Consider the following 24,316-nt stretch of genomic DNA (forward strand, 5'->3'; position numbering starts at 1 on the left):
CTTCACCAGACCTAGAGATGTCCGGAAAGGAAATTCCCGGTGGCCTCAGCCCGCCGCGGTCCGCGCCAGCGCCACCCCGACCGAGGCGAACAGCGCCACCCCGGACAGCACGCCCGAGACCAGCCCGATCGTGGCCGCCGACGTCCCGGCCGCGCCGAGCACGAACCCGGCCACGCCCAGCACCGTCATCACCGCGCCGAGCACCAGGTACAGGTCCATGTGCCAGAGCTTCGCCAGCCCGACGAAGTGCACCCCGACCACGACCGCGATCCATGCGACGGCCACCTGGGGCCAGTCCAGTACGCCGTTGAGCAGCACGAGCCCGACGAACAGCGCGATCCCCTCGAACCCGACGATCCGCCAGTACCGCTGGTCGACGAACCCCCGGTGGTCGGTGTCCGGCGCGGCCGCCGCCCGCCGGGCCGCGAACGCGAGCGCCACGAGCAGCGCGACGGCCACCACCGCCCCGCCGACCCGGATGCCCAGCGGCCACCCGCCCGGCAGCCCGCCGCTGTTGACCTCGACGAACACCAGTCCGAAGGCGATCGCCACCACCGACCCGACCACCAGACCGACCGGTCTGTCGCCCGCCATCCGTTCCTCCACCCGTAGTGTCTGGGGAGGCAGCCTAGATCCGGCCCGCCCTCGACCGGGTGAATACCGGGCCGACGGCCCGATCAGATCGGACAATCGTCTCTTCCGAACGGAAGGACCAGGTCATGTCGCTTCGGCCGGTGGGCACGACCCTCGTCGCCGCTCTGGTGTTGGCGGGTTGTGGTGCGGAGGACTCGGGGGAGGAGGACGCCCCGATCACAAGCGCCGACCGTCCGTCGGCGACCAGCGCGAGCGGCACGCTCGCCCCGCCGGAGTCCGCGAACGGCGCGTTCACCTACGACCCCGCCCAGGCTCCCGCCGACGCCACGCTCGCCGTGGAGATCGTCGAGTCGGACGAGTCCACGACGGTGGAGCTCACCGTGGACGGTATGCAGCCCGACCGCGGGTACGCGGCGCACGCGCACACCGACCCGTGCGGTGCCGACGGCGCGGCCGCCGGCCCGCACTTCCAGCACGAGGTCGACCCGGCCGCGACGGCGGACGAGCCGTCGACCGACCCGGCCTACGCCAACCCCGACAACGAGATCTGGCTCGACCTGCGCACCGACGACACCGGCTCGGGCACCGCCAGCACCGAAGTGCCGTTCCGGTTCGGCGACCGGGAGCCCGCCTCGGTCGTCGTCCACGCGAACCCGACCACGGCGACCGGGCCGGGTGAAGCCGGCAAGGCAGGCGATCGGCTCGCCTGCCTCACCATCGACCAACGCTGATCGCGGCCCCTACGCGTGCGGGCAGGTGTCGCGGTAGTCCTCGATCGCCAGCCCGCTCGGCGCCGGGCAGAGGAACTGCTCGTAGCGGGTGTCGTTGTCCACGAACCGCTTGAGCCAGGAGATCATGTACTTCGCCATCGTCGTGTTCGGCGTCTGCGGGAAGAAGTGGCTCGCCCCGTTCAGCTCCATGTACGCCTTCTCCGACGAGGACGGGATCGAGTTGTAGAACGGGATCGCGTGCGTGTTCACCGACGCGACCGAGTCGTTCTCCCCGCCGATGACGAACGTCGGCACCCGGATCTCCGACCACGACTTGTCCAGGTTCCACGGCGCCAGCGGCACCGCGGCCTGCAGCGACGGCCGGCTCGACGACGCCTCGAGCGAGCCGCCGCCGCCCATCGAGTGCCCGGACACCGCCAGCCGCGACGCGTCGATCCGGTCGCGCACCGACGAGCGCTCGGTCAGGTAGTCCAGCGCCGCCAGCAGCTGGTCACCCCGGCTGTCCGGCTGGTCGAACCGGGACAGGGTGTCGATGGTGATCACCACGAACCCCTGGGACGCCAGCCGGGGTCCGATCCAGGCGATGCTCGACTGGTCGGCGGTGAACCCGGGGGAGATCGCCACCGCGCCGTAGCTGCCCTCGGCGGTGCTGATCGGGTAGTAGATCGTGCCGCCGCCGAAGCCGCTCACGACCAGCCGGGACACCGACGTGTCGGCCACCGCGAACGGGCCGCGGGAGTCCTCGATGCTGTCCTCGGTCGGGTCCGGCCCGCGCTCGTAGGGGTTCTCCTGGGCCTGGGCGGTGGTGGCGGTGCCCACCAGCACCGAGCCGGCCATGACCAGACCACAGAGGATTCGCAGGGTTCGTCTCATGTTCGTGCCTTCCTACCCACCGGAAGCGGATGATCACATACTGTGGCAAGCCGGTGCCGGTTCCCGCATCGGTGGAATCGCCAGTCCCGCTCGCGGCGGGCCCACCGAGCCGCCGGGCGCCGTACGCTCGGGTTTCGTGAGCCCCACCGCCGAGGAGATCGTCCGCGCCGCCGCGCGCTGGATCGGTCAGGGCACCCGCCTGGACACCCGCACGTTCGCGGCCGACCTCGGCATCTCGCGCAGCACGCTGTTCCGCCGGGTCGGCAACCGCGAGGACCTGATGGGCGAGGCGCTCTGGTACATGGCCGACCGCACGATGGCGGCCGCGACCCGGGCCTGGCGGGAGGCCAACGGCGACGTGGTGCGCGACGCGGCAGGAGAACTCCGCTGCCTGGCGGCGATGCGCCGGTACCGGGCCGCGATCGCCGGCAACCAGGGGTTCCGGCGGCTGATCGACGAGGAGCCGACGGTCGCGATCCGGGTGCTCACCGACCCGCACGGCCGGGTGCAGCCGAGGGTGATGGCCGCGCACGTCGACCTGCTGCGCCGGGACGTCGACGCGGGCGGGTTCACACCCGCGGTCAGCCTGGAGAGCCTGTCCTACGCGATCGTGCGGCTCGGCGAGGCGTTCCTGTACTCCGACGTGCAGGCCGGCCGGGCGCCGGACCTGGACGCCGCGTCCACGCTGCTGGCCGCGCTGGTGGAGGCGAAGTCCTGACGAGGGTTGTGGAACACATCGCCCTGGTGTTTCATCGACAGTGCCGTCACCGTCGACGCGAGGGAGTGCCGATGCCCGTCCGGATCGACGAGACTTGGCCGCCGGGGTTCCCCGGATCCCTTGTGTACCCGGAGGTTCCGGTCGGCGCGATCCTCGCCGGCTCGGTCCGCCGCTACGGCGACCGGGTGGCCTTCGCCCGCGGCGGCGAGGAGCTGACCTACACCGACCTGGGCGCCCGCGCGGCCGCGTTCGCGCACGGCCTGATCGCGCGCGGGGTGGCACCGGGCGACCGGGTCGCGCTCCGGATGCCGAACTGCCTCGAGTACCCGGTCGCCTACTACGGCACCGTGCTCGCCGGCGCCACGTTCGTGCCGGTCAACCCGCTGCTCCCGGAACCGGCCGCCGCCCGCCAGACCACCGACGCCGGCGCGGTGCTCACCGTGACCGCCGCCGACGTGCCAGGGATCGTCGAGGGCAACCCGCCCGCGCCGCCCGACGTGCCGTTCGACGTGCACGAGACCCTCGCGCACCTGGCCTACACCGGCGGCACCACCGGCGAGTCCAAGGGTGTGCGGCTGCCGCACCGCAACGTCGTGGTGAACACGCTCCAGTACGCCTGCTGGGTCTCCGGCTCCCGGCCCACCCTCGACGACGACGGCGGCCTGGTGCTCGACCAGGTCGGCGCCGAGACCGAGTGGCCGACCCGCCTTGGCACCGGCGTGACGATCAACCTGACCCCGTGGTTCCACGCCATGGGCACGATCGCCGGCCTGAACGCGATGGTCCTGATGGGCTTCACCGTCGTCCTGCACGACCGCCTCGACCCGAACACGTACCTGGCCGACGCCCAGCGCCTACGGGTGACCGCGATCGGCGGCGCCCCCGCCCTGTTCGCCGCGCTGCTCGCCTGCCCGGACATCGCGACCACCGACCTGTCGTCGGTCCGGGTGATCTCCTCCGGCGCGGCGCCCATGCCGGTGGAGATGATCCGCCGCCTGCACGAACTGGCCCCCGACGCCGTGATCAGCGAGGGCTACGGCCTGACCGAGGTGACGATGTGCGCGACGTCCGGCCCCGTGCACCGCTCCGGCACCCGTAGGCCGGGCACGGTAGGCGTTCCGATCTTCGACACCGAGGTGCGGATCATGTCGCCCGAGGGTGAGCCCGTGCCGCCGGGCGAGCGCGGCGAGGTCTGCGTCCGCGGCCCGCAGGTGATGCGCGGCTACCACAACCGCCCCGACGCCACGTCGGATGTTCTGGCCGACGGCTGGCTCCGCACCGGCGACATCGGCGTGCTGTCCGAGGACGGTTACCTGTCCATTGTGGATCGAATGAAGGACATGCTCCTGTACAAGGGTTACAACGTCTACCCGAGGGAGCTGGAGGAGATCCTCGCCGCGCACCCCGCGGTCCGCGCGGCCGCGGTGGTGGGCCGCCCCGACGATGCGGTGGGGGAGTTGCCCGTGGCGTTCGTCGTGCCGGCCGACCCGTCGGTGACCGAAGCGGACCTGATGGCGGCCGTGAACGAGCAGGTGGTGGCGTACAAGCGGCTGCGCGAGGTGCACTTCACCGACCAGATCCCGGTGTCGGCCGCCGGCAAGATCCTCAAGCGCGAACTGCGCGGCCGGCTGGCCGCCGCACCGTGACCCCGCCCGACCGGCTCGCCGCCGGTGGCGCACTGCTGGTGCTGGGCGAGTCGGGGATGGGCAAGACCCACCTACTGTCCACTGTGGAGCCCACCTTCGACGTACCGGGGGTGGCCGCCGAACGCGACCTGCCGTACGGCGCACTACACCGCCTACTGACCCCTCTGGCCGACCGTTTCGCCACGCTACCGTCCGCACTGTGCGACGCACTCGGCCGCGTACTCGGATCGGGCACGGAACCCGACCCGTTCCTCCTCCGCTGCGCGGTCCACCGACTCCTGACCGACTGCCCGGACGCGCGCCTACACGTCGACGACGCACAGTGGATCGACCCGAAGTCCCTGGCGGTGCTGGCGTTCACCGCCCGGCGCCTGGCCGGCCACCGCCTGACGGTGGTGTTCGCCGCCCGCCCGGAGCTGGCCCGCCCCGGCCACGACCCGCTGGCCGGCATCCCGCGCCGCTGGCTACCCCCGCTGTCGCCCGAAGCGGCCGAACGGCTCCTGCGAGAGCGGCAGGTCCCGGCCGGCCTACGCGCGATCCTGACCGAGGCAGCCGGCGGAAACCCAGGCGACCTGGTGGCATCGGCGGCCGCCCTGACGCCCGAGCAACTGGCCGGCCGGTCCCCGGTACCCACGGTGTTGCCACCAACGCGCTGCGCCGACTACCGATCCCGCCTGGCCGCCTTGTCCCCATCGGCCCGCCACCTCCTCACCTGCGTAGCGGCCAACCCAGCGCCGATGGACCTGGACACCCTGCCGCCCACAACCGAGACGGCCGAGCCGCCGACCACCGGCACGGCCGAGCGGCCGGTCACCGGTTCGGCCGAGCGGCCGACCACGACTGCGGTCGACGAGCTGCTGGCCGCCGGCCTGGTGCGGATCGCGGGCACCAGCCTGCGCCTGCCGAGCCCACTGGTCCGCGACACGCTCTACGCCCTGGCCACCCCCGCCGAGCGCCACGCGGCCCACGCCCACCTGGCGGCCACCCTCACCGGCCCCCGAGCCACCTGGCACCGCGCCATGGCCACCACCGACCCCGCCCTCGTCGACGAGCTGGTCGCCGCGGCCGCGCTCGCCGACCACGCCACCGCGGCGAGCCTGCTCGAGCGAGCCGCCGACCTCACCCGCCTCCCCGAATCCCGCGCCGCCCACCTGCTGGCCGCCGCCGAGCGTGCCTGGCAGGCCGGTCGCCCCGGCCGCGCCCGTACCCTCCTCACCCGCGCCCGCCCGGAAGGTCACCTTCAAGGAATAGCGCTCCTGCACGGGGAGATCGAGCTGCGCGACGGGGAGCCCGCCGTCGCCACGCACGAGCTGGCCGCGGCGCGCGACCCCGAGCGACCCGACGAGGCGCTCCTGCTGGCCGGCGAGGCCCGCCGGATCAGCGGCGACCTCGCCGGCTACCGGGCACTCGCCGGCCGCGTCACCGGTACCGGGCTCGCGGCCGCCCACTTCGCCGGGCTCACCGCCACCTTCGCCGGCCGGCACGACGAGGCCGCCGAACCGCTCCGGCACGCCATCGCGCTGGGGCTGGCGGCCCCGGACGTCGCCGCCGCCGTCTGGGCCACCGAGGCGGCGTTCGCACTCGGTGACGTCGAGCGGGCCCACGAGTGCGCGTCCGCCGCCGTCGGCCGGGCGCGGCTCGGCGGGCGCGCGTCGGCACTGCCGTGGGCACTGGTCCACCTGGCCCTGGCCGCGATCGCGCTCGACCGGCACCGGGGCGCGCAGGCCGCCATCGCCGAGGGGCTCGCCGCCGCGGACGCCGCCGGGCAGCGCAACACCTGGGTGGAGCACCTGTCCCTGCGCGCCCTGTCCGCCGCCCTCCTCGGCGACCGCGCCACCGCCGCGTCCACACTGGACGCCGCCGCTCCCGGCATCGCGGAACGCGCCCTCGGCCGCCCGTGCGCGATCACCGCCTGGGCCACCGCCTGCCTCGACCTCGCCGACGACCGCCCCGACGACGCCCTCGGCCGCCTGGAGACCATGGCCGCCGGGGTGAGCGGCGCGCAGCCCGCGATCCAGGTACTCGCCGCGCCGCAGTGGGTGGAGGCCGCCGTCCGCGCCGAACAGCCCGACCGCGCCGCCCGCGTGCTCGCGACCTTCGACGCCTGGGTCACCGCCGGCGCCAGCCCCGCCTGGCACGCCCTGTCCAGCCGCTGCCACGCCCTGCTCGCCACCACCCTGCCCGACGCCGAACACCACTACAGCACCGCGATCGACCGCCACCGCCGCGCCGGCGCCGCGATGGAACTGGCCCGCACCCAGCTGGCCTACGCCACCTGCCTGCGCCGCCACCGCCGCACCCGCCCCGCCCGCCCCCTGCTCCGCGACGCCCTACGCGGCTTCCGCGCGGCCGGCGCCGACCACTGGGCGACCAAGGCACAGGCGGCCCTGCGCGCCACCGGCGAACCCGTCGACCCGGCCCCCGCCACCCTCGCCGGCCTCACCCCACAACAGGCCGAGATCTCCCGCCTGGTCGCCGTCGGCGAGACGAACAAGGAGATCGCCCGCCGCCTGGTCATCAGCCACCGCACGGTCGACCACCACCTGCGCAACATCTTCACCGCACTCGGCGTCCGCTCCCGCGTCGAACTGGCCCACCGGATCACCAGCGCGCAACATGGGTGACATGGCTGACCGATTCGAGTACAAGGTCCTGGAACTGCGCGAGAAGCTGATCGGCGGCAAGATGTCCGGCGCCAGGTTGGAGAAGCTGCTCAACGAGCACGCGGCCGAGGGCTGGCGGCTCAAGGCCATCACGGCCGCCGAGATCAAGGGCCGTATCGGTCCCGGCGGCGTGGAAGGCGTCCTGATCACCTTCGAACGCCGCGTCTAGGCCCCCCTGCCCGCCACGTGTGCGACTCCCTATTTGTCATAGCCGTGGAACAGCCGATTGAACATATCAACTGGCTGCGCCGGGCGCACGCCAACGTCGCGGTGTCGGCCCGGTCGGTCAGCCCCGCTCGGACACCGTGAACTGGACCGAGTGCCAGCCGGTGGCGCCGTCGGGGATCGGGGGGACGCGGCGGCGGGTCTGGGTGTCGCCGGTGCGGTCGGTGGCGCGGACCTCGGCCTGGTCGCCGCCCGGCCCGAGGTCCACGTCAACGAGTACCTCCGCTCGGTGTCGACCATCGGCACCGACACCAGCGCGGTGTCCACCCGGTAGAAGTCCCGGTTCGCGGTGATGAACCGGGGCGTTCCGGCGCCGGCCGGGCGGCGGTCAGCGCGCCGACGGCCAGTACGCCGACCAGGACGGCGATCCGTCGCGACAGTGCGGTGTCCATGCCCGGTATTCGCTGCGGCGGCCGGGCGGCTTGCCGGGTCAGCGACCGAACATGCCGACCAGGGTGCCGGTGGTGAGCACGTGCCCGCCGAGCGCCCGGCGCACGTCGTCGGCCGTCGGCTCGTCGCCGAGGCCGAGCGGCTGGTCGGCGGCGTGCAGCCGGAAGAAGTACCGGTGCGCGTCGTCGCCGACCGGCGGGCGCGGGCCGCCCCAGCCGGACTCGCCGAAGCCGTTCCGCCCGGGAGTCGCCCGCGGCGGCAGGGCGTTCTCGTCGACCCCGCTCGCCTCCGGCGGGATACCGGTGACCACCCAGTGGGTGAACGTGCCGCCGGGAGCGTCCGGGTCCTCGCAGAGCAGCACCAGCTCGGCCGTGCCGTCCGGCGGCGTCCCCCACTCCAGCGGCGGCGACACGTTGCCGCCCTCGTAGGAGTACCGGTCCGGGATCAGCGTGTGGTCGGTGAACGCCGCACTGCGCAGCACCAGCCCGCCGTCGGCCGGCGTCGCGGACTCCTCGATCGACGGGTCGCCTCGGCTCGTGCCCCGGGTGCCGGTCGGGCCGGCGGCGCGGTCCGGGTCACCCTTCGGCCGGGGCGGATGCGCGCGTTGCAGTTCCTCGTTCGCCGCGCGGTCGGCGTGCTGGTCGGGCACGCCGCGCTCGTCGTACTCGGCGCGCAGCCGGGTGCGTTTGACGTCGTAACCGTGACTACCAGGATCAGGCATACAGCACGCCTACCCGGTCCGGACCGGGCCGAATCGCCCCTCGGGGGGTGGTTTGTGCGGGCCGCCGGTGGAAAGCCCTGGGGGATGACCGGCTTCTACTCTGGTGGCTCCAGCCCGTTCGACGAGTTCCTGTCCCAGTTCTTCGGTGGACGCGGCGGTGCGGCGGGTGGCGCGCGCGGCCAGCGGATCGACATCACCAGGTTCCTCAGCGAACAGGCCCGCGACGCGGTGGCCGCCGCGGCCAACGAGACCGCGCGCTGGGGCCGCGCGGACCTCGACACCGAGCAGCTGCTCTGGGGCACCCTCCAGTTCCCCGGCATCCGCTCGCTCGTGGCCGCCGCCGGCGGCGACCCGGACGAGCTGGCGCGGCGCATCGAGGAGCAGTCGCGGGTCGGCGAGCCGAGGGAGGGCCCGGTGCGGCTGACCCCGGCGGTCAAGCGCAGCCTGCTCGACGCGCACCAGATCTCCCGCGGGCTCGGCTCCTCCTACATCGGCCCGGAGCACCTGCTGCTGGCGCTGTCGGCCAACCCGGAGACCGGCGCCGGGCGGATGCTCTCCGCCGCGCGGGTCACCCCGGAGAGCCTGGCCGCCGGTGAACGCGGCTCCGGCGGGAGCGCCGCGCGGCCGCGCCGGTCGGACACCGAGACGCTGGACCAGTACGGGCGGGATCTCACCGAGCAGGCCCGCGACGGCGGCCTCGACCCGGTGGTCGGCCGGGACGGCGAGATCGAGCAGACCGTCGAGGTGCTGTCCCGCCGGCGCAAGAACAACCCGGTGCTGATCGGGGAGGCCGGGGTCGGCAAGACCGCGATCGTGGAGGGTCTCGCGCAGCGGATCGTCGAGGGCGACGTGCCCGACCAGCTCGCCGACCGCCGCGTGGTGCAGCTCGACCTGACCGCGATGGTCGCCGGCACCCGCTACCGGGGCGACTTCGAGGAGCGGATGAACAAGCTGCTCGACGAGATCCGCGCGCACAGCTCGGAGCTGGTCGTGTTCATCGACGAGCTGCACACCGTCGTCGGCGCGGGCGCGGCCGAGGGCTCGATGGGCGCCGGCAACATCCTCAAGCCCGCGTTGGCCCGGGGCGACCTGCACGTCGTCGGGGCCACCACGCTCGACGAGTACCGCACCAACATCGAGAAGGACCCCGCGCTGGAGCGGCGGTTCCAGCCGATCCTGGTGCCAGAGCCCTCGGTGACCGACACGGTGACGATCCTGCGCGGGCTGCGCGACCGCTACGAGGCCCACCACCAGGTCCGGTTCACCGACGAGGCGCTGGACGCGGCCACCTCGCTCGCCGACCGGTACGTCACCGACCGGTTCCTGCCGGACAAGGCCATCGACCTGATGGACCAGGCGGGCGCCCGGGTCAGCCTGCGGGTCCGCCGAGGCTCGACCAAGGCCCGCGAGCTGCGGGACCGGCTGGACCGGCTCGTCCGGGACAAGGACCAGGCCGTCGGCGAGGAGGACTACGAGCGCGCGTCCTCGCTGCGCGACGAGATCGGCACCGTGCGCGCCGAGCTGGACCGGGCCCATTCCGACGGCCGGCCGGTCGACGTGCCGGAGGTCGGCACCGAGGACATCGCCGAGGTGGTGTCCGGGCTCACCGGCATCCCGGTGCGGCAGCTGACCCAGCACGAGCGGGAACGCCTGCTCGCGCTGGACGAGTACCTGCACCGCAGGGTCGTCGGCCAGGACGAGGCCGTGCAGGCGGTGTCCGAGGCGGTGCGCCGGTCCCGCACCGGCATGGCCGAGCCGGACCGGCCGTCCGGGAGCTTCCTGTTCCTCGGCCCGACCGGCGTCGGCAAGACCGAGCTGGCCCGCACCCTGGCCGAGGCGCTGTTCGGCGACGAGAGCCACATGATCCGGCTGGACATGAGCGAGTACGGCGAGCGGCACACGGTGAGCAGGCTGCTCGGCGCCCCGCCCGGCTACGTCGGCTACGAGGAGGCGGGCCAGCTGACCGAGCAGGTGCGGCGCAAGCCGTACTCGGTGGTGCTGCTCGACGAGATCGAGAAGGCGCACCCCGAGGTGTTCAACATCCTGCTGCAGGTGCTCGACGACGGCCGGCTCACCGACGGCCGGGGACGCACCGTCGACTTCTCCAACACCGTCCTGGTGATGACCAGCAACCTGGGCTCGGAGCTGATCACCGCCGGCACCCAGGGCGCGCTCGGCTTCACCCCGTCGAACGAGGGTGACACGGACAAGCAGCTGCGCGACCGGCTGATGCGGGTGCTGCGCGACTCGTTCCGCCCGGAGTTCCTCAACCGGATCGACGAGATCATCGTGTTCCGCAGGCTGGAGGAGGAGCAGCTGCGGCGGATCACCGAGCTGATGCTGGAGCAGACCAGGCGCCGCGCGCACGCCCAGGACATCGAGCTCGAGTTCACCGACGCCGCGGTGGCGTGGCTGAGCCGGCGCGGGCACCAGCCGGAGTTCGGCGCCCGGCCGATGCGCCGCACCATCCAGCGCGAGGTGGACAACCGGCTGTCCAGGATGATGCTGGACGGCACCCTTGAGCCTGGCACCCGTGTCCGCGTGGACGCCGGGGACGAGGAGCTGACCTTCGACACGCCGCAGCCATCGGTGTCGTAGGTCAGCCTCCCCGCCCCACCCGGTTGGTGACCGCGAGCAGCCACAGCAGGTACGGCCCGCCGACCACCGCGGTCACCACGCCGACCGGCAGCGTGGTGCCGCCGAGCACGTGCTGGGCCGCCAGGTCCGACGCGGCCAGCACCAGCGCCCCGACCAGCGCGGACGGCACCAGCGCGACGCCCCCGACGAGCCGCCGCGTGACGGACAGCGGCGTCGGCGTGTTCAGCCCGACGATCGTCGCGTAGTAGAGCACCGCGACCGTGCCGGCAGCTGGTCGAAGCCGGGATGTCGGCCAGGTCGCTCTCGTCGCCACCGTTGACCAGGAACACCAGCCGGTCGGCGCGCAGCAGGTCCGCCCGTTCGGTGCTGAGGTTGACCCGGGCGTCGCCGGTGACGGGAAGCGGAACGCGCTAGCCGCACAGCGCGGTGTCGAGGGCCCGCTCGACGCGCTCGGCGGCCGGCAGCGACGTGGGGGAGCCGGTGACCACGACCGTGGCCGCGCGCCCGTCGTCGGTGACGCCGGTGCGGCTGACGTACCCCGGCGCGTCGCCGCCGTGGGTCCAGGCCGACGCCCCGCAGCTGAGGGGGAACGTGCCGAGCCCCAGCCCGTAGGTTCCGCCGGCGGTGAGGTGGAAGTCCGGGGCGGGAACGGTGGTGCGCATCTCCTTCAGCTCCGCCGGCCGCAACAGTTCGCCGTCCAGCAGGGCGGTGAGGAACGTGTTCAGGTCGCGCGGGGTGCCGATCAGCGCCCCCGCGGCCCACGCCAGCGACGTGTCCTGCACGGTCACGTCCACCGGCCCGGCGCCCTCACCCGCGGCCAGGCCGCCGTCGCCGGTCGGCAGGTAGCCGTGCGGGTGCGGGCCGTGGATCGTCTGGTCGCCCAGCTCCGGCCAGTACGTGTCGCGCAGGCCGAGCGGCTCGATGATCCGCTCGGTGATCTCCTCGCCGACCGGCCGCCCGGTGACCCGCTGCACGATCAGCCCGGCGAGCACGTAGTTGGCGTTGCTGTAGGAGAACCGGGCGCCCGGCGGGAACAGCGCGGGCTCGGCCAGCACCACGTCCAGCAGCTCGCGCGGCTCGTAGTGCCGGTGCCGGATCTCCAGGTAGTCCACGACGAGCTTGTCGTCGTAGTCGACCAGGCCGCTGGTGTGCGACAGGAGCTGCCGGACGGTGATCCGGCGGCCGTCGACGCCCTGCCCGCGCACCACGCCCGGCAGGTACGTCTCGACCGGCGCGTCCAGGTCGACCCGCCCCTCGCCGACCAACTGGAGCACGACGGTGGCGGTGAACGTCTTGGTGTTGCTGGCGAGCCGGACCCGGCCGTTGACCGGCATCTCGGCGCCGGTCCGCAGGTCGCCGACCCCGGCGGTGTAGTCGCGGGTCTCGCCGTCGGCGCCCCGCACGGCGGCCAGCGCGCCGGGGTAGCCGTCCTCGGCGACCAGCCGGTCCAGGGCGTGCTGCACGGCGTCGGCCGGTGGGTCGGCTGGTTCGGCCGGTGGGGCGGGCGTGCACGCGGCGGCGAGACCGGCCAGCGCGGCGACGGAGATGACGATGGAACGGAACACGGGACCCTCGCTCGGTGTGGTCGATGGTGACCCCACCGAGCCTGCTCCGCGTGGCGCCGGAGCACGATCCCGTGCGCTGCACGAAAAGCGGTAGTGCCAGCACTACCGGCGCTGCGCGTCCTCCAGGTAGCGCAGTACCGCGGTGACCCGCCGGTCGGCGCGGTCGGTCGGCGCGAGGTCCAGCTTGGCGAAGATGCTCCGGATGTGCTTGTGCACCGCGCCGTCGCTGACCACCAGCCGCTCGGCGATCGCGGTGTTGCCGAGCCCCTCGGCCATCAGCGCGAGCACCTCACGCTCGCGCGGGCTGAGCCGGTCCATCCGGGTGTCGGTGCGCGTTCTGGTCAGCAGCTGGGCGACCACGTCCGGGTCGATCGCGGTGCCGCCGGCCACCACCCGGTGCAGGGCGTCGAGGAACTCCTGCACCCGCCCGACGCGCTCCTTGAGCAGGTACCCCAGCCGGGCCCCGCCGCCGGCCAGCAACTCGGTCGCGAACGCCTGCTCGACGTAGGCCGACAGCACCAGCACCGCCAGCTCCGGCCTGCGCCGCCGCGCCTCCACCGCGGCCACGATCCCCTCGTCGGTGTGCGTCGGCGGCATCCGAACGTCCACAATGGCCACATCGGGCTCGTGTTCGCCGACGGCGGCGAGGAAGTCGTCCGGGTTGCCGGTCGTGGCGACCACGTCGAGGGACTCGGCGCGCAGCAGCAGCGCGAGCCCCTCGCGCAGCAGGGAGTCGTCCTCGGCGATCACGATCCGCATGGCGCGCACGATATTCTGACCGCTTGCTGCCACCGCCCGCGGGTGGCGGCGGTCACCTGTCAGTCTTGTCGGTCATGCCGATCCCCGAGCCGACCAGCGCCCACGGGCTCTGGCCGAGGGTCAGGGCGGTCACCGGGTGGATCACCTCCGACGAGGTGCAGGTGGCGGCCCTCGGCGCCGAGTGGCGCGCCGCCGGCGAGCACTTCGCCGCCGCGGCCGAGGCCCACCGTGTCGCCGATCTCGCCGCGATCTGGGGCGACGACGTCGGTATGGCGTTCGACACGAAGCTCGGCGGTAACCGCGAGCTGGCCGGCGGCAGCGTCGCCAGGATGGCCGCGCTCGCCGCGAAGGCCGACCTGTTCGCCGGCGAGATCGTCCGGGTGAAGACCGGGATCAACGACATCGTCGACGCGAACCTCGCCACCTACGCGATCCTGGGGACGATCCCGGGTGGACTCGGGGCCGCCGCACAGGACGTGTTCGCCACCCAGGTCGCCGGCCTGGTCGACCAGCTGGTCACCGAGTCGGCCGGCCGGATCAGCGGCCAGCAGGGCCTACCGCCGTCCCCGCCAGAGGGCGCCACCCCGGAGGAGAACGCCGCGTACTGGCGCTCGCTCACCCCCGAACAGCGGGACCGCCTCGCGCGGGAACGGCCGGAGCTCGTCGGCTCCCGCGACGGCTTCCCCACCACGCACCGGGACATCGCGAACCGCATCCTGCTCGACCGGGAGAAGGCCGCGCTGCTCGCCGAGCGGGACCGGCTCCTCGACCACATGGCCGGCAAACCCGGCCCGCACTCCGCCGAGCTGATGATGCTCGCGGAGATCGACGAGGAACTCGGCGGCATCGGGGTCATCGAGAGCAGACTGGACCGGGGGTACTACCTGCTCGGCTTCGACACCCGAGGCCGAGGCGAGGACGCCACCGCGATCATCGCGCACGGCAACCCCGACACCGCCGCGCACGTCGCCACCTACGTCCCGGGCGCGGAGAGCGGCTTCGGCGAGCTGGACCGCCTGATGCGCGAGTCCGACGCGATGTACGCCTCCGCGAACAGCGCCGATCCGGCGAACCCGACCAGCGCCGTGATCACCTGGCTCGGCTACGACGCCCCGGACACCGTCCTGCACGCCGTCTCGCCCGCCTACGCCGAGGCCGCGAAGGGCGCCCTCGACGACTTCCAGCACGGCCTGCGCGCCACCGACGAGGGCGAGCCGGCGCACCACACCGTCGTCGGGCACAGCTACGGCACCGTCGTCACCGGCTACGCGGCCCGCGACGAGCACCTGCCGGTCGACGACGTGCTCGTGCTCGGCAGTCCCGGCATGGGCGTGCGCACCGCCGCCGAGCTGAACATCCCGGACGACCGGGTCTGGGTGCTGGAGAACAACGACGACCTGATCGCCGACACCGAGTCGCACGGCGCCGACCCCGGCGACGACGCGTTCGGCGCCCGGCAGCTCAGCGCCGACCCCGAAGGCCGCCAACCCACCCGGTTGTGGGAGATCGACCCGCGCGAGATTCGCGAACAGCACGAGGACTACTTCTACCCCAAGGACGGCCGGGACCCCGCGTACCACAACATCGGCGACGTCATCGCCGGCCGGCCGCCGAGTCACCCGTGAACTTCATGAACATGCGACCCGACGAGGTCGCCCAGGCAGCGCAACGGTTGGCGCACAACGGAACCGCGCTCGGCGAGGCGTGGTCGGCCAGCAAGTCGGCGATCGCCGGGAACGAGAGCGGCATCGGCGCCGACCGGCTCGCCGACGCCTTCCGCTCGGTGTACACATCGGACAGCGAGGCCGCGCGGCGCGGCGCCGACCCCGTGCCGGACCTGCTGATCGCCGACGGCGAGAGCGCCCGGACCTGCGCGGACGAGTACCGCGCGGCCGACGACCGGTCAGCCGAGGAACTGCGGGCGGTCACCGGGTCGGAACTGGATCTGCGTGTATCTCCAAGTCATACCGACACGCTATGAGCGCTGGCCCCCGACCGGTGTCCGGCGAACACCCGACACCTCCCTACGCCGGGCCGGCGACCGCCCGTCCCCACAGCGGGTCGTGGTCGGAGTAGCTCGACCGGGTGGCGTCGCCCCACAGCTCGGAGAAGTGTGCCGAGTAGAAGATGTAGTCGATCTTGCGGTCGCCGTGGGTCGACTCGCCGCCCCGTCCGCCGCACGTCGCCCGGTCGGTCTCGTGGAACCGCCCGTCGCCCCCGGAACACGTGGCGTACATCGGGTCCAGGGCCGAGGCACCCGGCGTGACGTTGAAGTCACCGCCCACCACGATCCGGTACCCGTCGTCCTGGAAGCCGTTCAACCGGTCGGCCACGGCGGCGATCTGCGCGTCCTGGTCCTCCGCCTTGTGCGAGATGTGCGTGACACAGCCCAGGAACATGTCACGCTCGTTCGACCGCACGCACAGCAGCCTGCGTTGCTCGTTGCCGTGCTCGTTCGGCAGGTCGAAGTTCCCCACGGTGGTCCGGCCCGAGCGCATGAACAGCGCGTTGCCGTACGGCTCGCCGCTGTCGCACCTCGGCCCGGTCGGTCCCCAGGTGCCCACGTAGCCGTGGTCGTCGAGCTGGCTCTCCATGTGCCGGTACTGGTTCGCGCACACCTCGTTCAGCGTCACCACGAACGGCATGACGTCGGCGTCCTCCACCGAGGACACCACCGCCCTTGCCACCCCGAGCGCGCCGTCGTTGACCGAGCTGCCGGCCATGTTGAACTGGAGGTAGTAGTCCCGCGCCTGGACCGCGCCGGCCGGTGTGGCCAGCGAGAACGCGGCGGCGACGGCGGCCGCGGCGACCAGAAGCCTCTTCATCGACGTTCCTCTCGTCATAGGAGCCCCGACGAGCATCGCGCGCCGACTTTCACCGCGCTTTCATCCCGGGCAAAGCACGCGGGAGACTGTCGCCATGGAGTTCCGGGTGCTTGGTCCGGTGGAGATCGTCGGCGACGGGAAGCGCGGCGCGCTGCCGGGCCGGCTGCAACGGATCCTGGTCGGGGTCCTGCTCGCCCGCGCCAACCGCCCGGTCCCGGCCGACACCCTGACCGACGCGCTCTGGGGCGACCGCCCGGACCCGCGCGCCGCCCAGAAGCTCCAGCTGCACGTCCACCGCCTGCGCACCGCGCTCGGCGAGCCCGACCGCCTCACCCACGGCCCCGACGGCTACCGCCTGCGGGTCCAGCCCGGCGAGGTCGACGCCGACCGCTTCGAGTCGATGGCCGCCGAGGCGCGGGAGGCCACCGACGCCCAGCACGCCGTGCGCACCCTCCGCCGCGCACTGGAGCTGTGGCGAGGCGACCCGTTCGACGACCTCGACGTGCCGGTACTGGCCGACTGGGCACGCCGGCTCGCCGAGCACAGACTCCTCGCGCTGGAGGCCCTGTACGAGGCAGAACTGGCCTGCGGCATGGACGCCGCCGTCGTGGCGGAGCTGAGCGACCTGGTGCGCCGGTACCCGCTGCGCGAGCGCCTGCACGCCCAGCTGATGACCGCCCTGTACCGCTCCGGGAGACGAGCCGACGCCCTGGCGGCGTACCAGGCCGCCCGCGAGGCACTGGTCGCCGAGCTGGGCCTGGAACCCGGCCCCGAACTGCGCGACCTGCAACGCCGGATCCTCGACTCCGACGCCCCCTCGCCGGCGGCGGCCGCCCCCGCACAGCTCCCCGCGGACACCCGGGGCTTCGTCGGCCGCGAGCCGGAACTACGCGAACTGGACACCCTGATGGCCGGCGACGGCCCCGCACTCGCGGTGGTGGCCGGCACCGGCGGCGTGGGCAAGACGTCGCTCGCGATCCGCTGGGCACACTCGGCACGCGCCAGATTCCCCGGCGGCCAGCTCTACGTCGACCTGCGCGGCTACGGCCCCGACCAGCCGAGAACCCCCGAGGACGTACTGGCCGGCTTCCTCCGCGCGCTGGGCGTCGAAGGCTCCGCCATCCCCTCCGACCCCGCCGAACGATCCGCCCGCTTCCGCACCCTCGCCGACGGCAGACGGATGCTCGTCGTCCTCGACAACGCCCGCGACGTCGCGCAGGTCCGCCCCCTCCTGCCCGGCAGCGCGACCTGCGCCGTCCTGGTCACCAGCCGCGACGCCCTGGCCGGGCTCGTGGCACGAGAGGGCGCGCACCGAGTGGACCTGGCCCGGCTTCCCGAAGCCGACGCCAGGGCGCTGCTCCGCGTACTGCTGGGTGACCGCGTGGACGCCGAACCCGACGCCCTCGAGGCACTGGTGGCCCGATGCGCGAGGCTCCCGCTCGCCCTGCGAGTGGCCGCCGAACTCGTCCGCTCCCGCCCCGAACTGGGCGTGACGGAACTGGCCGCCGAACTGGCCGACCAACAGGACGCCCTGGACCTGCTGGACCTCGACGGCGACCGCCACACCGCCGTCCGGTCCGTGTTCTCCTGGTCCTACCAGCGCCTCGACCCGTGGACCGCGCTGGTGTTCCGCCTCCTCGGCCGCCACCCCGGCTGGGACACCGACGCCCACGCCGTCGCCGCCATGGCCGCCGCCCCGGTCCGAAGAACAAGACGCGCCCTGGACGCCCTGTGCCGCGCACACCTGGTCGACCAACTCCCCGGCGCCCGGTACCGCGCCCACGACCTGCTCCGCGCCTACGCCGCCGAACTGACCGACCCGTCCGATGATCCACTCGCCGCCGACCGCCTCCGCGACCACTACCTGGGCGCCGCGGCCGCCGCCATGGACGTCCTGGCACCGCACGAAACCGAACGCCGACCCAAGGTCTCCACCCCCGACAGCGAGCTCCCCCCGTTCACCGACGCGTTCCGCTGGCTGGACACCGAGCTGCCCAACCTCCTGGCCGTAGTCCGCCAGGATCCGTCGGTAGCCCCCAGAATGTCCGGCACCCTCTGGCGCTTCCTGGACATCGCCGGCTACCACGACGACGCGCTGACCCTGCACACCAGCGCCCTGGAAGCCGCCCGCGCCGTGGAGGACCCCCAAGCCGAAGCCGACGCACTCCGCGTCCTCGGCGCGGTGACGTTCCGCCTGGGTGACCACCCCACGGCCCTGGATCATCTGGAAGGCGCCCTGACCGCCTACGAACGCATCGGCAACCACTCCCTCCGCGCCGCCACCCTGAACAACCTGGGCGCCGTCCACGGCAGCCGAGGGGACCGCGCGGAGTCGAAACGCTGCTACCAGGAAGCCCTGGCCCTGTACGAGCGAACCGGCCAGGACGCCCTACGCCCGCCGGTACTGAACAACCTGGCGCGCACCCTGCTCGCACTGGGCAGCCCCGAGGAAGCGACCGCCCACTTCGAACAGGCCCTGGCCGCCGTAGCGGACGGCGGCGACCCCACCAGCGAGGCCAGCGCCCTCTGCGGCCTCGCCGAGGTGTGCCTGGCCACCGACCGAGCCGCCGACGCCCCCGACTACGCCCGCCGCGCCCTCGACGTAGCCCGCCAGTCCGGCCACCGCACGTTGGAGGGCACAGCCCTACGCGCCCTGGGAGTGGCCCACCTGCGCCTGGGTGACCCCGACCAGGCCACCCACCACCTGGAGTCGGCCCGAGCCGCCGCCCGAGAAGCCGGTGACAGCGAACTCCTGGCGAGTGTCCACACCGCACTGGCCGAGGTGACCGAAACAGGTCACCCCACCCCCCACCCGCCAGTCTCCCCATAACCTAGGTACATGGCCCTGTTCAAAAAACGCCGCCGAACCCCGAAGGCAGGCGAACGGCCACTCATCCAGATCATGGAAAAGCACGAGCCGACGACGACGGGCTCTGGCCCCGGAGTCCGTTCCTGCACCGAGTGCGGCCGCACCTGGCTCTCCATGCTCGGCCAACTGGCCGACACCGGCAAACTGGCTGACTACCGATCGCGCGGCGAGGTCCGCATCTACGCCAGCTGGGAGGAGACCATCGGCCTCACCTGCACCAGCTGCCGCCGCAGCCGCTGCCTGGACCACACCCCACCACCGACGACGTCGTCCGGCGTCCCCCAGGCCACCGACCACCCCTGCCCCACCTGCAACGCCCCCCTAGACCACGGCTGACCTCACCCGCTCGAAGCTGCCGCGGGTGGTTTCGTAAATGCACGAGACGCCATGGCTGAGCAGCAGTTCGACAAGTTCGTCGCCCGGATGCGCTGGCACCAGGACAGCAAGGTGCTTGGGCTGTACGTAGCGCGCGTAGTCCAGCACCTGACCGAGCGCGAGCCGAACATCGTCGCGGTCAATGGTCCCCTTCGCCTCGATGAGTTCTTCGGTACGAAGGTTGAAGAGATCAACCCGAAGCGGATGCCCCTGGCCGGTCAGGAAGATGAACTTACTGCTGAAGTCCCCTTCCGCTGGTTGCGCCCAGGACTGGTAGCGCGCCACCAGTTCGGCTTCGCGCCGGACAGCCGTCGCCTCGCTGGCCCTGGCCCGAGTTCGGAACTTCGCCACGCGATGCATCTCGACAGGCACATCCCGCACGAGGACGTCGCCCGTACCGACAGGCGGTTGCGCAGGGATGGTGTCCTGCCCCCGCAGCCGCGCACGCAGGCGCTCGGCCTCGGCCCGCATCTCGGCAGGACGAGCGACGAACTCGGCTGCCACGACGGCGTCCAGCTGATTGCCGTTGGTGCGCTTGCCGTGGTGGGTGGAATGCCTGGTGGCGATGTCCGCCATCTTGCGGGAAACGCTTGCCGGGCTCCTGAACTCTGGCCCGCGCCCTTCGAGGGGATGGAACTCCGGAGCCTGCAACAGCGCCGAGAGTTCGATGATGCGCCAGTCATTCTGCTTGGCGGTCGGCTGTTTCCAGTCGTTGTCCGCGACGACGGCACACGCCAGGATGATCTCGTCCCGTGTCCACACAATGGCGGGAAAGTGACGAACCTCGAACCCCAGGGCTCGTAGCCCCTCCGCCACGACGACTTCCCTGTCGGGTAGTTCGTCACCGGAAAGCCCGAGCGCTCGCCCGGCGATCGCCTTCGTGTCGTAGAGCGCCCCGTCCAACTCCAGGAAATACGTCGACGCCTTGCGAAACCGGTATTTCCGCAGAAAGGCGGACCGCCCGATCCGATCGCACTCGGCAGCGGCAAGCAGCACCCGCTCACGTTCCAACCCATCGAGTGTCACTCGATCAGGTTAACGAAGCTCCCTGTCTACGCGGGCCCTCACCGCTCGTGTTGCACAGGTCAGGCCGTGATCCGACCGGCGAAGTCGAACTCCCCGTCGGCGACTCCCGCAAGAAAGGCCGACCACTCACCCTCGTCGAACCGCAGTTCAACCTCGGTGGTGAGCGAGGTGACCAGCATGTCCCCACCGACCCTGGCGATGGCGACGACCCCGTTGGTGACGGTGCCCCCCTCGCGGGCGTCGCGCAGGAAGGCCGACCACGCCGGGTGCGACAGGGTGATCGTGCCCGCGGCGGGACGCTTGCTGTGTCGGACAGCCACGCCACCGGCGGACGGGGCGACCTCCACGCAGTTGCCGGTGGAGGTGCTGTAGCTGCTCTTGCGCCAGACGTTGAGCCCGGGCGCCTTCGGGGAGTCGGTGTTCATGGCAGGTCCTGATCACGTCGTGGATGAGGTCCAGTGACGCACTGCCGAGGATGTCATCCCGTTGACGTAGGCGGCTTCCGGAACGGGCGGCACGCGCCCCCGCGGGCACCGGTCGCTCGAACGAGTGGCGACCGGTGCCCGATGAGGCCAGGACATCACCGGTTGCGTTCCCTGGCGAACAGGGACTTCGACCACAGGTAACCCACCCCGCCGATCAGCAAGCACCAGCCGATCGCGAGCCATCCGCTGTTGCCGATCGGCGTGCCCAGCAGGAGGCCGCGAACGGTCTCGACGACCGGCGTGAACGGCTGGTACTCGGCGAACCAGCGCAGCGCGGTCGGCATCGACTCCGCCGGCACGAAACCGCTGCCCAGGAACGGAAGCAGGAGGAACACCATCGGCGTGTTGCTCGCCGTCTCCACGCTCTTGGCGACCAGTCCGAGCGCCACCGACATCCAGGTCAGCGCCACCGTCAACAGCAACAGGACCCCGGCCGCCGCGGCCCACTCGCCGAACCCGGCGGTCGGCGAGAAACCTACGGCCAGCGCCACCCCCGTCACCACCACCAGCCCGAGCACCGTCTGGATCACCGTGCCCACCACGTGCCCGGTCAGCATCGACGCCCGGCTGATCGCCATCGTCCGGAATCGCGCGATGATGCCCTCGGTCATGTCCATCGCGACCGACACCGCGGTACCGAGCGCGGCGCTCGCCACCGTGATCAGCAGAATCGCGGGCGTGACGTAGCCGACGTACTCCGCCCGGCCTCCCGCCCCGCCGAGCCCGTCACCGAGCGTGCCGCCGAAGACGTACACGAACAGCAGCAGGAACACGAGCGGCTGACCGAGCAGCATCAACGTCAGCGACGGGTACCGCCGCATGTGTCGCAGGTTGCGGCGCAGCATCGTCACGGAGTCGCGTGCCGCGTAGGACATGGTGGTCATGCCAGCTCCTTGGTCCGGTGCCCGGTGAGGCTGAGGAACACGTCGTCGAGGTCGGGGGTGTGCACGGTGAGGCCGTCCGCCGCGACGGCCTCGGCGTCCAGCCGGGCCAGCACGGCGCGCAGCGACGAGACGGTGCCGTCGGTGGGCACCCGCAGCGCCAGCGCGTCCTCGTCCGGAGTGGACTCGTGGAGCGCGCCGGCCGCGCGGCGCAGCTCGACCGGGTCGGCGAACCGGAGGCGCAGGTGCCCGCCGGGCACCCGCCGCTTCAGCTCGTCCGGGGTGCCCTGCGCGACCAACCGGCCGCCGTCGAGTACCGCGATGCTGTCGGCGAGCTGGTCGGCCTCGTCCAGGTACTGGGTGGTGAGGAAGATCGTGACGCCGTTCGCGGTCAGGTCGCGGATGATGTCCCACATGGTCCGGCGGCTGCGCGGGTCCAAGCCGGTGGTCGGCTCGTCGAGGAAGATGACCTTCGGGTCGCCGACCAGGGTCATCGCGAGGTCGAGCTTGCGGCGCATGCCGCCGGAGTAGGTCATCGGGATCTTCTTCGCGGCCTCGGTGAGCTCGAACCGGTCGAGCAGCTCCGCCGCGCGCCGCCGGCCGACGCGGCGCGGCAGGTGGTGCAGGTCGGCCATGAGGAACAGGTTCTCCTCGCCGGTGAGCAGGCTGTCGACCGCGGAGAACTGGCCGGTGAGGCCGATCGCGGCGCGCACGGCGTCCGGCTCGGTGGCCAGGTCGTGCCCCGCGATGGTCGCGCTGCCCGCGTCCGGTGTGACCAAAGTGGACAGTATGTTGACGGTGGTGGTCTTGCCGGCGCCGTTCGGGCCGAGCAGCGAGAAGATGGTGCCGGACGCGACCTTCAAGTCGACGCCGTCGAGGACGACCTTGTCGCCGTAGGACTTGCGCAGTCCGGTGGTCGTGACGCTCATTCGCTGACCTTTCAGGAACGGTGGACGTTGATGTCGCCGAAGGAGGTACGGGCCCGGGCCGTGACCCGGTCGGTCGCGGTGCCCGGGGAGTCGCTGGCGTCCATGTCGTTGTGCACCCGGCCGAACTGGGTCTTCACGTCGAGCCAGGCCGAGGTGCCCTCGTGGATGCCGATCTCGATCTCACCCAGCGCGGTCTCGAGGACGAGTTCGCCGCGCACGACGTCGAGGACGCGCACGGAACCGTTGGCGGTCCTGGCCTCCACCGAGTCCACCGCCCGCTCGACGACGATGTCCCCGTTGGCCGACCGCGCCCGCACGGAGCCACTCGCCAGGCCGATCTCGGTGCTGCCGTTGGAGTTCTTCACCACCCCGCCGCCGAGCTCGCCGATCCGCACCTGCCCGGAGCCGGTGCTGATGTCGGCGTTCCCGTCGATGCCCTCGACCACGATGTCGCCGACTCCGGTGTGCAGGTGCGACTCGCCCGCGTGGTCGAGCCGGAGCTGCCCGACCCCGGTCTTGTACCGGCATTCGCCGAGGCGGCCGGTGGTGTGCACGTCGCCGACGCCGGTGCTGCCGCGCACCCGCGAGCCGGCCGGCAACTCGATGGTCACCTCGATCGAGCGGGTCTTGTTGCCGAAGTCGAACGGCCGGCTCCGTGGCGCCTTGACCGACAGGACGCCGCCGGAGAACTCGACCTTCGTCTGCTCCGCGGCCCGCACGTCGGAGGCGTTCGAGTCGCGCGTCGGCCGGACGTCGACCACGGTGTCGTCCCGCTCGCCGGCGAGGATCCGCACGTTGCCGATGACCGGTTCGACGATCACGTCGATGGGTTGTGGGGTGTCGTAAGAAGGCATGGGTGTCCCCTCGAAAGTGGTGTAACGGGTGTTTCAGCTGGTCAGCTGACCCAGCCGGTGAAGTGCTGCGTCGAGTTCCTCGGTCCGCCGGAGGAGCGCGGGGTCTCGCCCCGCTCCGGCCGCAGTGCCGTGGAGGCGGCCCGCACGAGCCAGGCGTTGACCGACCGCCCCTGCGCCGCGGCGGCCTCCTCGATGCGTGCCTTGAGCTGCTCCGGCAGCCGGAAGTTGATGCGCGCGGTGGCGCCGTCGTCGTCCGGCAGCGGTGGCTCCGGCGCCGCCTCGGCCGCGACCGGCTCGGTGGCGAGGTCGGCGGCGGGCGTCGCGACGGCGAAGGTCGGGTCCCCAGCGCGCAACCGGACCTCGACCGACCCGGGCGCGAGGTCGCGGGTGATCTCGTCGGCCGCCGCCGACAGCGCGTCCAGCAGCGTGAGCCGGATGGTCGATGCCAGCGGCGCGGTCAGTCGTTCGGCCAGCGCCCGCGCCTCCTCGCCCCCGGCCTCGGCGGCGACGGCCAACTCCCGGCGCACGCTGTCCACGTACCGCGTCAAATCCATGGCACCACTATGGCACCACGATGGCGCCATCGCAA

General features: G+C 72.6%; 24 protein-coding genes. 11 read left to right on the plus strand and 13 right to left on the minus strand.

The window, feature by feature from the left end; all coding sequences use genetic code 11:
• Positions 1 to 45: 45 nt before the first annotated feature.
• Complete coding sequence (locus JT362_RS07185) at positions 46 to 594, minus strand: hypothetical protein (RefSeq protein WP_260190227.1); 549 nt, start codon at positions 592 to 594, stop codon at positions 46 to 48.
• Between the two features lie 125 nt (positions 595 to 719).
• Between JT362_RS07185 and JT362_RS07190 the strand changes: the two genes are divergently transcribed.
• On the plus strand, positions 720 to 1,325 hold the full coding sequence (locus tag JT362_RS07190; RefSeq protein WP_260190228.1) for a superoxide dismutase family protein: 606 nt from the start codon (positions 720 to 722) through the stop codon (positions 1,323 to 1,325).
• Positions 1,326 to 1,334: 9 nt separating this feature from the next.
• Here the strand turns inward: JT362_RS07190 and JT362_RS07195 are convergent, their stop codons facing one another.
• Positions 1,335 to 2,198, minus strand: a complete 864-nt coding sequence (locus JT362_RS07195; protein ID WP_375546452.1) for an alpha/beta hydrolase family protein — start codon at positions 2,196 to 2,198, stop codon at positions 1,335 to 1,337.
• Positions 2,199 to 2,334: 136 nt separating this feature from the next.
• On the opposite strand from JT362_RS07195, the gene JT362_RS07200 reads away from it, so the two are divergent.
• The 5 genes from JT362_RS07200 to JT362_RS07220 all read left to right on the plus strand — a co-directional run bounded on the left by JT362_RS07200 (position 2,335) and on the right by JT362_RS07220 (position 7,724).
• Positions 2,335 to 2,916 (plus strand): QsdR family transcriptional regulator, encoded by a 582-nt coding sequence (locus JT362_RS07200; RefSeq protein ID WP_260190229.1) that lies wholly within the window; start codon positions 2,335 to 2,337, stop codon positions 2,914 to 2,916.
• A gap of 71 nt (positions 2,917 to 2,987) precedes the next feature.
• The gene (locus JT362_RS07205) at positions 2,988 to 4,562 is read left to right on the plus strand and encodes a class I adenylate-forming enzyme family protein (protein WP_260190230.1); all 1,575 of its coding nucleotides are present in this window, start codon (positions 2,988 to 2,990) and stop codon (positions 4,560 to 4,562) included.
• Complete coding sequence (locus JT362_RS07210) at positions 4,559 to 7,186, plus strand: helix-turn-helix transcriptional regulator (RefSeq protein ID WP_260190232.1); 2,628 nt, start codon at positions 4,559 to 4,561, stop codon at positions 7,184 to 7,186. The genes JT362_RS07205 and JT362_RS07210 overlap by 4 nt, the downstream gene beginning before the upstream one ends.
• A gap of 1 nt (position 7,187) precedes the next feature.
• On the plus strand, positions 7,188 to 7,394 hold the full coding sequence (locus JT362_RS07215; RefSeq protein WP_260190234.1) for a DUF4177 domain-containing protein: 207 nt from the start codon (positions 7,188 to 7,190) through the stop codon (positions 7,392 to 7,394).
• 150 nt (positions 7,395 to 7,544) lie between these two features.
• Entirely contained in the window at positions 7,545 to 7,724 is a 180-nt protein-coding gene (locus JT362_RS07220; RefSeq protein ID WP_260190418.1) for a hypothetical protein, read from the plus strand.
• Between the two features lie 156 nt (positions 7,725 to 7,880).
• On the opposite strand, the gene JT362_RS07225 is transcribed toward JT362_RS07220, so the two are convergent.
• Positions 7,881 to 8,357: a YbhB/YbcL family Raf kinase inhibitor-like protein gene (locus JT362_RS07225; protein WP_260190409.1), complete on the minus strand. Its 477-nt coding sequence runs from the start codon at positions 8,355 to 8,357 to the stop codon at positions 7,881 to 7,883.
• 288 nt (positions 8,358 to 8,645) lie between these two features.
• Between JT362_RS07225 and JT362_RS07230 the strand changes: the two genes are divergently transcribed.
• Positions 8,646 to 11,159 carry an ATP-dependent Clp protease ATP-binding subunit gene (locus JT362_RS07230; protein WP_260190235.1) on the plus strand — a complete coding sequence of 838 codons (2,514 nt, stop codon included), beginning with the start codon at positions 8,646 to 8,648 and terminating at the stop codon, positions 11,157 to 11,159.
• 1 nt (position 11,160) lies between these two features.
• Here the strand turns inward: JT362_RS07230 and JT362_RS35350 are convergent, their stop codons facing one another.
• The 3 genes from JT362_RS35350 to JT362_RS07245 all read right to left on the minus strand — a co-directional run bounded on the left by JT362_RS35350 (position 11,161) and on the right by JT362_RS07245 (position 13,483).
• Entirely contained in the window at positions 11,161 to 11,472 is a 312-nt protein-coding gene (locus JT362_RS35350) for an iron chelate uptake ABC transporter family permease subunit (protein WP_311202669.1), read from the minus strand.
• 97 nt (positions 11,473 to 11,569) lie between these two features.
• On the minus strand, positions 11,570 to 12,724 hold the full coding sequence (locus tag JT362_RS07240) for a serine hydrolase domain-containing protein (RefSeq protein ID WP_260190236.1): 1,155 nt from the start codon (positions 12,722 to 12,724) through the stop codon (positions 11,570 to 11,572).
• A gap of 102 nt (positions 12,725 to 12,826) precedes the next feature.
• On the minus strand, positions 12,827 to 13,483 hold the full coding sequence (locus JT362_RS07245; protein WP_260190237.1) for a response regulator: 657 nt from the start codon (positions 13,481 to 13,483) through the stop codon (positions 12,827 to 12,829).
• A gap of 74 nt (positions 13,484 to 13,557) precedes the next feature.
• Between JT362_RS07245 and JT362_RS07250 the strand changes: the two genes are divergently transcribed.
• Positions 13,558 to 15,108 carry an alpha/beta hydrolase gene (locus JT362_RS07250; RefSeq protein WP_260190238.1) on the plus strand — a complete coding sequence of 517 codons (1,551 nt, stop codon included), beginning with the start codon at positions 13,558 to 13,560 and terminating at the stop codon, positions 15,106 to 15,108.
• Positions 15,109 to 15,119: 11 nt separating this feature from the next.
• Positions 15,120 to 15,464, plus strand: a complete 345-nt coding sequence (locus JT362_RS07255; protein ID WP_260190239.1) for a hypothetical protein — start codon at positions 15,120 to 15,122, stop codon at positions 15,462 to 15,464.
• A gap of 43 nt (positions 15,465 to 15,507) precedes the next feature.
• Here JT362_RS07255 and JT362_RS07260 read toward each other — a convergent pair whose 3' ends face one another.
• Complete coding sequence (locus JT362_RS07260) at positions 15,508 to 16,308, minus strand: endonuclease/exonuclease/phosphatase family protein (RefSeq protein ID WP_260190240.1); 801 nt, start codon at positions 16,306 to 16,308, stop codon at positions 15,508 to 15,510.
• A gap of 94 nt (positions 16,309 to 16,402) precedes the next feature.
• Here JT362_RS07260 and JT362_RS07265 point away from each other — a divergent pair, with 94 nt between their 5' ends.
• Together JT362_RS07265 and JT362_RS07270 are read left to right on the plus strand one after the other, a co-directional pair.
• Entirely contained in the window at positions 16,403 to 19,138 is a 2,736-nt protein-coding gene (locus JT362_RS07265) for an AfsR/SARP family transcriptional regulator (RefSeq protein ID WP_260190241.1), read from the plus strand.
• Between the two features lie 9 nt (positions 19,139 to 19,147).
• Positions 19,148 to 19,513 (plus strand): hypothetical protein, encoded by a 366-nt coding sequence (locus tag JT362_RS07270; RefSeq protein WP_260190242.1) that lies wholly within the window; start codon positions 19,148 to 19,150, stop codon positions 19,511 to 19,513.
• Here JT362_RS07270 and JT362_RS07275 read toward each other — a convergent pair.
• The 6 genes from JT362_RS07275 to JT362_RS07300 form a co-directional block, all read right to left on the minus strand.
• A complete protein-coding gene (locus JT362_RS07275; protein ID WP_260190243.1) occupies positions 19,499 to 20,578 on the minus strand; it encodes a ScoMcrA-related endonuclease in 1,080 nt (359 codons plus the stop codon). The genes JT362_RS07270 and JT362_RS07275 overlap by 15 nt on opposite strands.
• A 59-nt stretch (positions 20,579 to 20,637) precedes the next feature.
• The gene (locus tag JT362_RS07280) at positions 20,638 to 21,003 is read right to left on the minus strand and encodes a DUF397 domain-containing protein (protein WP_260190244.1); all 366 of its coding nucleotides are present in this window, start codon (positions 21,001 to 21,003) and stop codon (positions 20,638 to 20,640) included.
• Positions 21,004 to 21,158: 155 nt separating this feature from the next.
• Complete coding sequence (locus JT362_RS07285; RefSeq protein WP_260190245.1) at positions 21,159 to 21,947, minus strand: ABC transporter permease; 789 nt, start codon at positions 21,945 to 21,947, stop codon at positions 21,159 to 21,161.
• Positions 21,944 to 22,873, minus strand: coding sequence for an ATP-binding cassette domain-containing protein (locus JT362_RS07290; RefSeq protein WP_260190247.1), 930 nt, complete (start codon positions 22,871 to 22,873; stop codon positions 21,944 to 21,946). The genes JT362_RS07285 and JT362_RS07290 overlap by 4 nt, the downstream gene beginning before the upstream one ends.
• An 11-nt stretch (positions 22,874 to 22,884) precedes the next feature.
• Positions 22,885 to 23,727: a DUF4097 family beta strand repeat-containing protein gene (locus JT362_RS07295; protein ID WP_260190248.1), complete on the minus strand. Its 843-nt coding sequence runs from the start codon at positions 23,725 to 23,727 to the stop codon at positions 22,885 to 22,887.
• A gap of 41 nt (positions 23,728 to 23,768) precedes the next feature.
• Entirely contained in the window at positions 23,769 to 24,281 is a 513-nt protein-coding gene (locus JT362_RS07300; RefSeq protein WP_260190249.1) for a toxin-antitoxin system HicB family antitoxin, read from the minus strand.
• Between the last annotated feature and the right edge of the window lie 35 nt (positions 24,282 to 24,316).

Origin of the sequence: Actinophytocola gossypii (assembly GCF_025165815.1) — a bacterium.
GTDB classification, from domain to species: Bacteria; Actinomycetota; Actinomycetes; order Mycobacteriales; family Pseudonocardiaceae; genus Actinophytocola; species Actinophytocola gossypii.

Bases quoted from the DNA above. Each gene is read 5' to 3' on its own strand.
- JT362_RS07185 (WP_260190227.1), bottom strand. From the start codon at position 594: ATGGCGGGCGACAGACCGGTCGGTCTGGTGGTCGGGTCGGTGGTGGCG.
- JT362_RS07190 (WP_260190228.1), top strand. From the start codon at position 720: ATGTCGCTTCGGCCGGTGGGCACGACCCTCGTCGCCGCTCTGGTGTTG.
- JT362_RS07195 (WP_375546452.1), bottom strand. From the start codon at position 2,198: ATGAGACGAACCCTGCGAATCCTCTGTGGTCTGGTCATGGCCGGCTCG.
- JT362_RS07205 (WP_260190230.1), top strand. From the start codon at position 2,988: ATGCCCGTCCGGATCGACGAGACTTGGCCGCCGGGGTTCCCCGGATCC.
- JT362_RS07215 (WP_260190234.1), top strand. From the start codon at position 7,188: ATGGCTGACCGATTCGAGTACAAGGTCCTGGAACTGCGCGAGAAGCTG.
- JT362_RS07230 (WP_260190235.1), top strand. From the start codon at position 8,646: ATGACCGGCTTCTACTCTGGTGGCTCCAGCCCGTTCGACGAGTTCCTG.
- JT362_RS07245 (WP_260190237.1), bottom strand. From the start codon at position 13,483: ATGCGGATCGTGATCGCCGAGGACGACTCCCTGCTGCGCGAGGGGCTC.
- JT362_RS07250 (WP_260190238.1), top strand. From the start codon at position 13,558: ATGCCGATCCCCGAGCCGACCAGCGCCCACGGGCTCTGGCCGAGGGTC.
- JT362_RS07255 (WP_260190239.1), top strand. From the start codon at position 15,120: ATGCGACCCGACGAGGTCGCCCAGGCAGCGCAACGGTTGGCGCACAAC.
- JT362_RS07260 (WP_260190240.1), bottom strand. From the start codon at position 16,308: ATGAAGAGGCTTCTGGTCGCCGCGGCCGCCGTCGCCGCCGCGTTCTCG.
- JT362_RS07265 (WP_260190241.1), top strand. From the start codon at position 16,403: ATGGAGTTCCGGGTGCTTGGTCCGGTGGAGATCGTCGGCGACGGGAAG.
- JT362_RS07270 (WP_260190242.1), top strand. From the start codon at position 19,148: ATGGCCCTGTTCAAAAAACGCCGCCGAACCCCGAAGGCAGGCGAACGG.
- JT362_RS07280 (WP_260190244.1), bottom strand. From the start codon at position 21,003: ATGAACACCGACTCCCCGAAGGCGCCCGGGCTCAACGTCTGGCGCAAG.
- JT362_RS07285 (WP_260190245.1), bottom strand. From the start codon at position 21,947: ATGACCACCATGTCCTACGCGGCACGCGACTCCGTGACGATGCTGCGC.
- JT362_RS07290 (WP_260190247.1), bottom strand. From the start codon at position 22,873: ATGAGCGTCACGACCACCGGACTGCGCAAGTCCTACGGCGACAAGGTC.
- JT362_RS07295 (WP_260190248.1), bottom strand. From the start codon at position 23,727: ATGCCTTCTTACGACACCCCACAACCCATCGACGTGATCGTCGAACCG.
- JT362_RS07300 (WP_260190249.1), bottom strand. From the start codon at position 24,281: ATGGATTTGACGCGGTACGTGGACAGCGTGCGCCGGGAGTTGGCCGTC.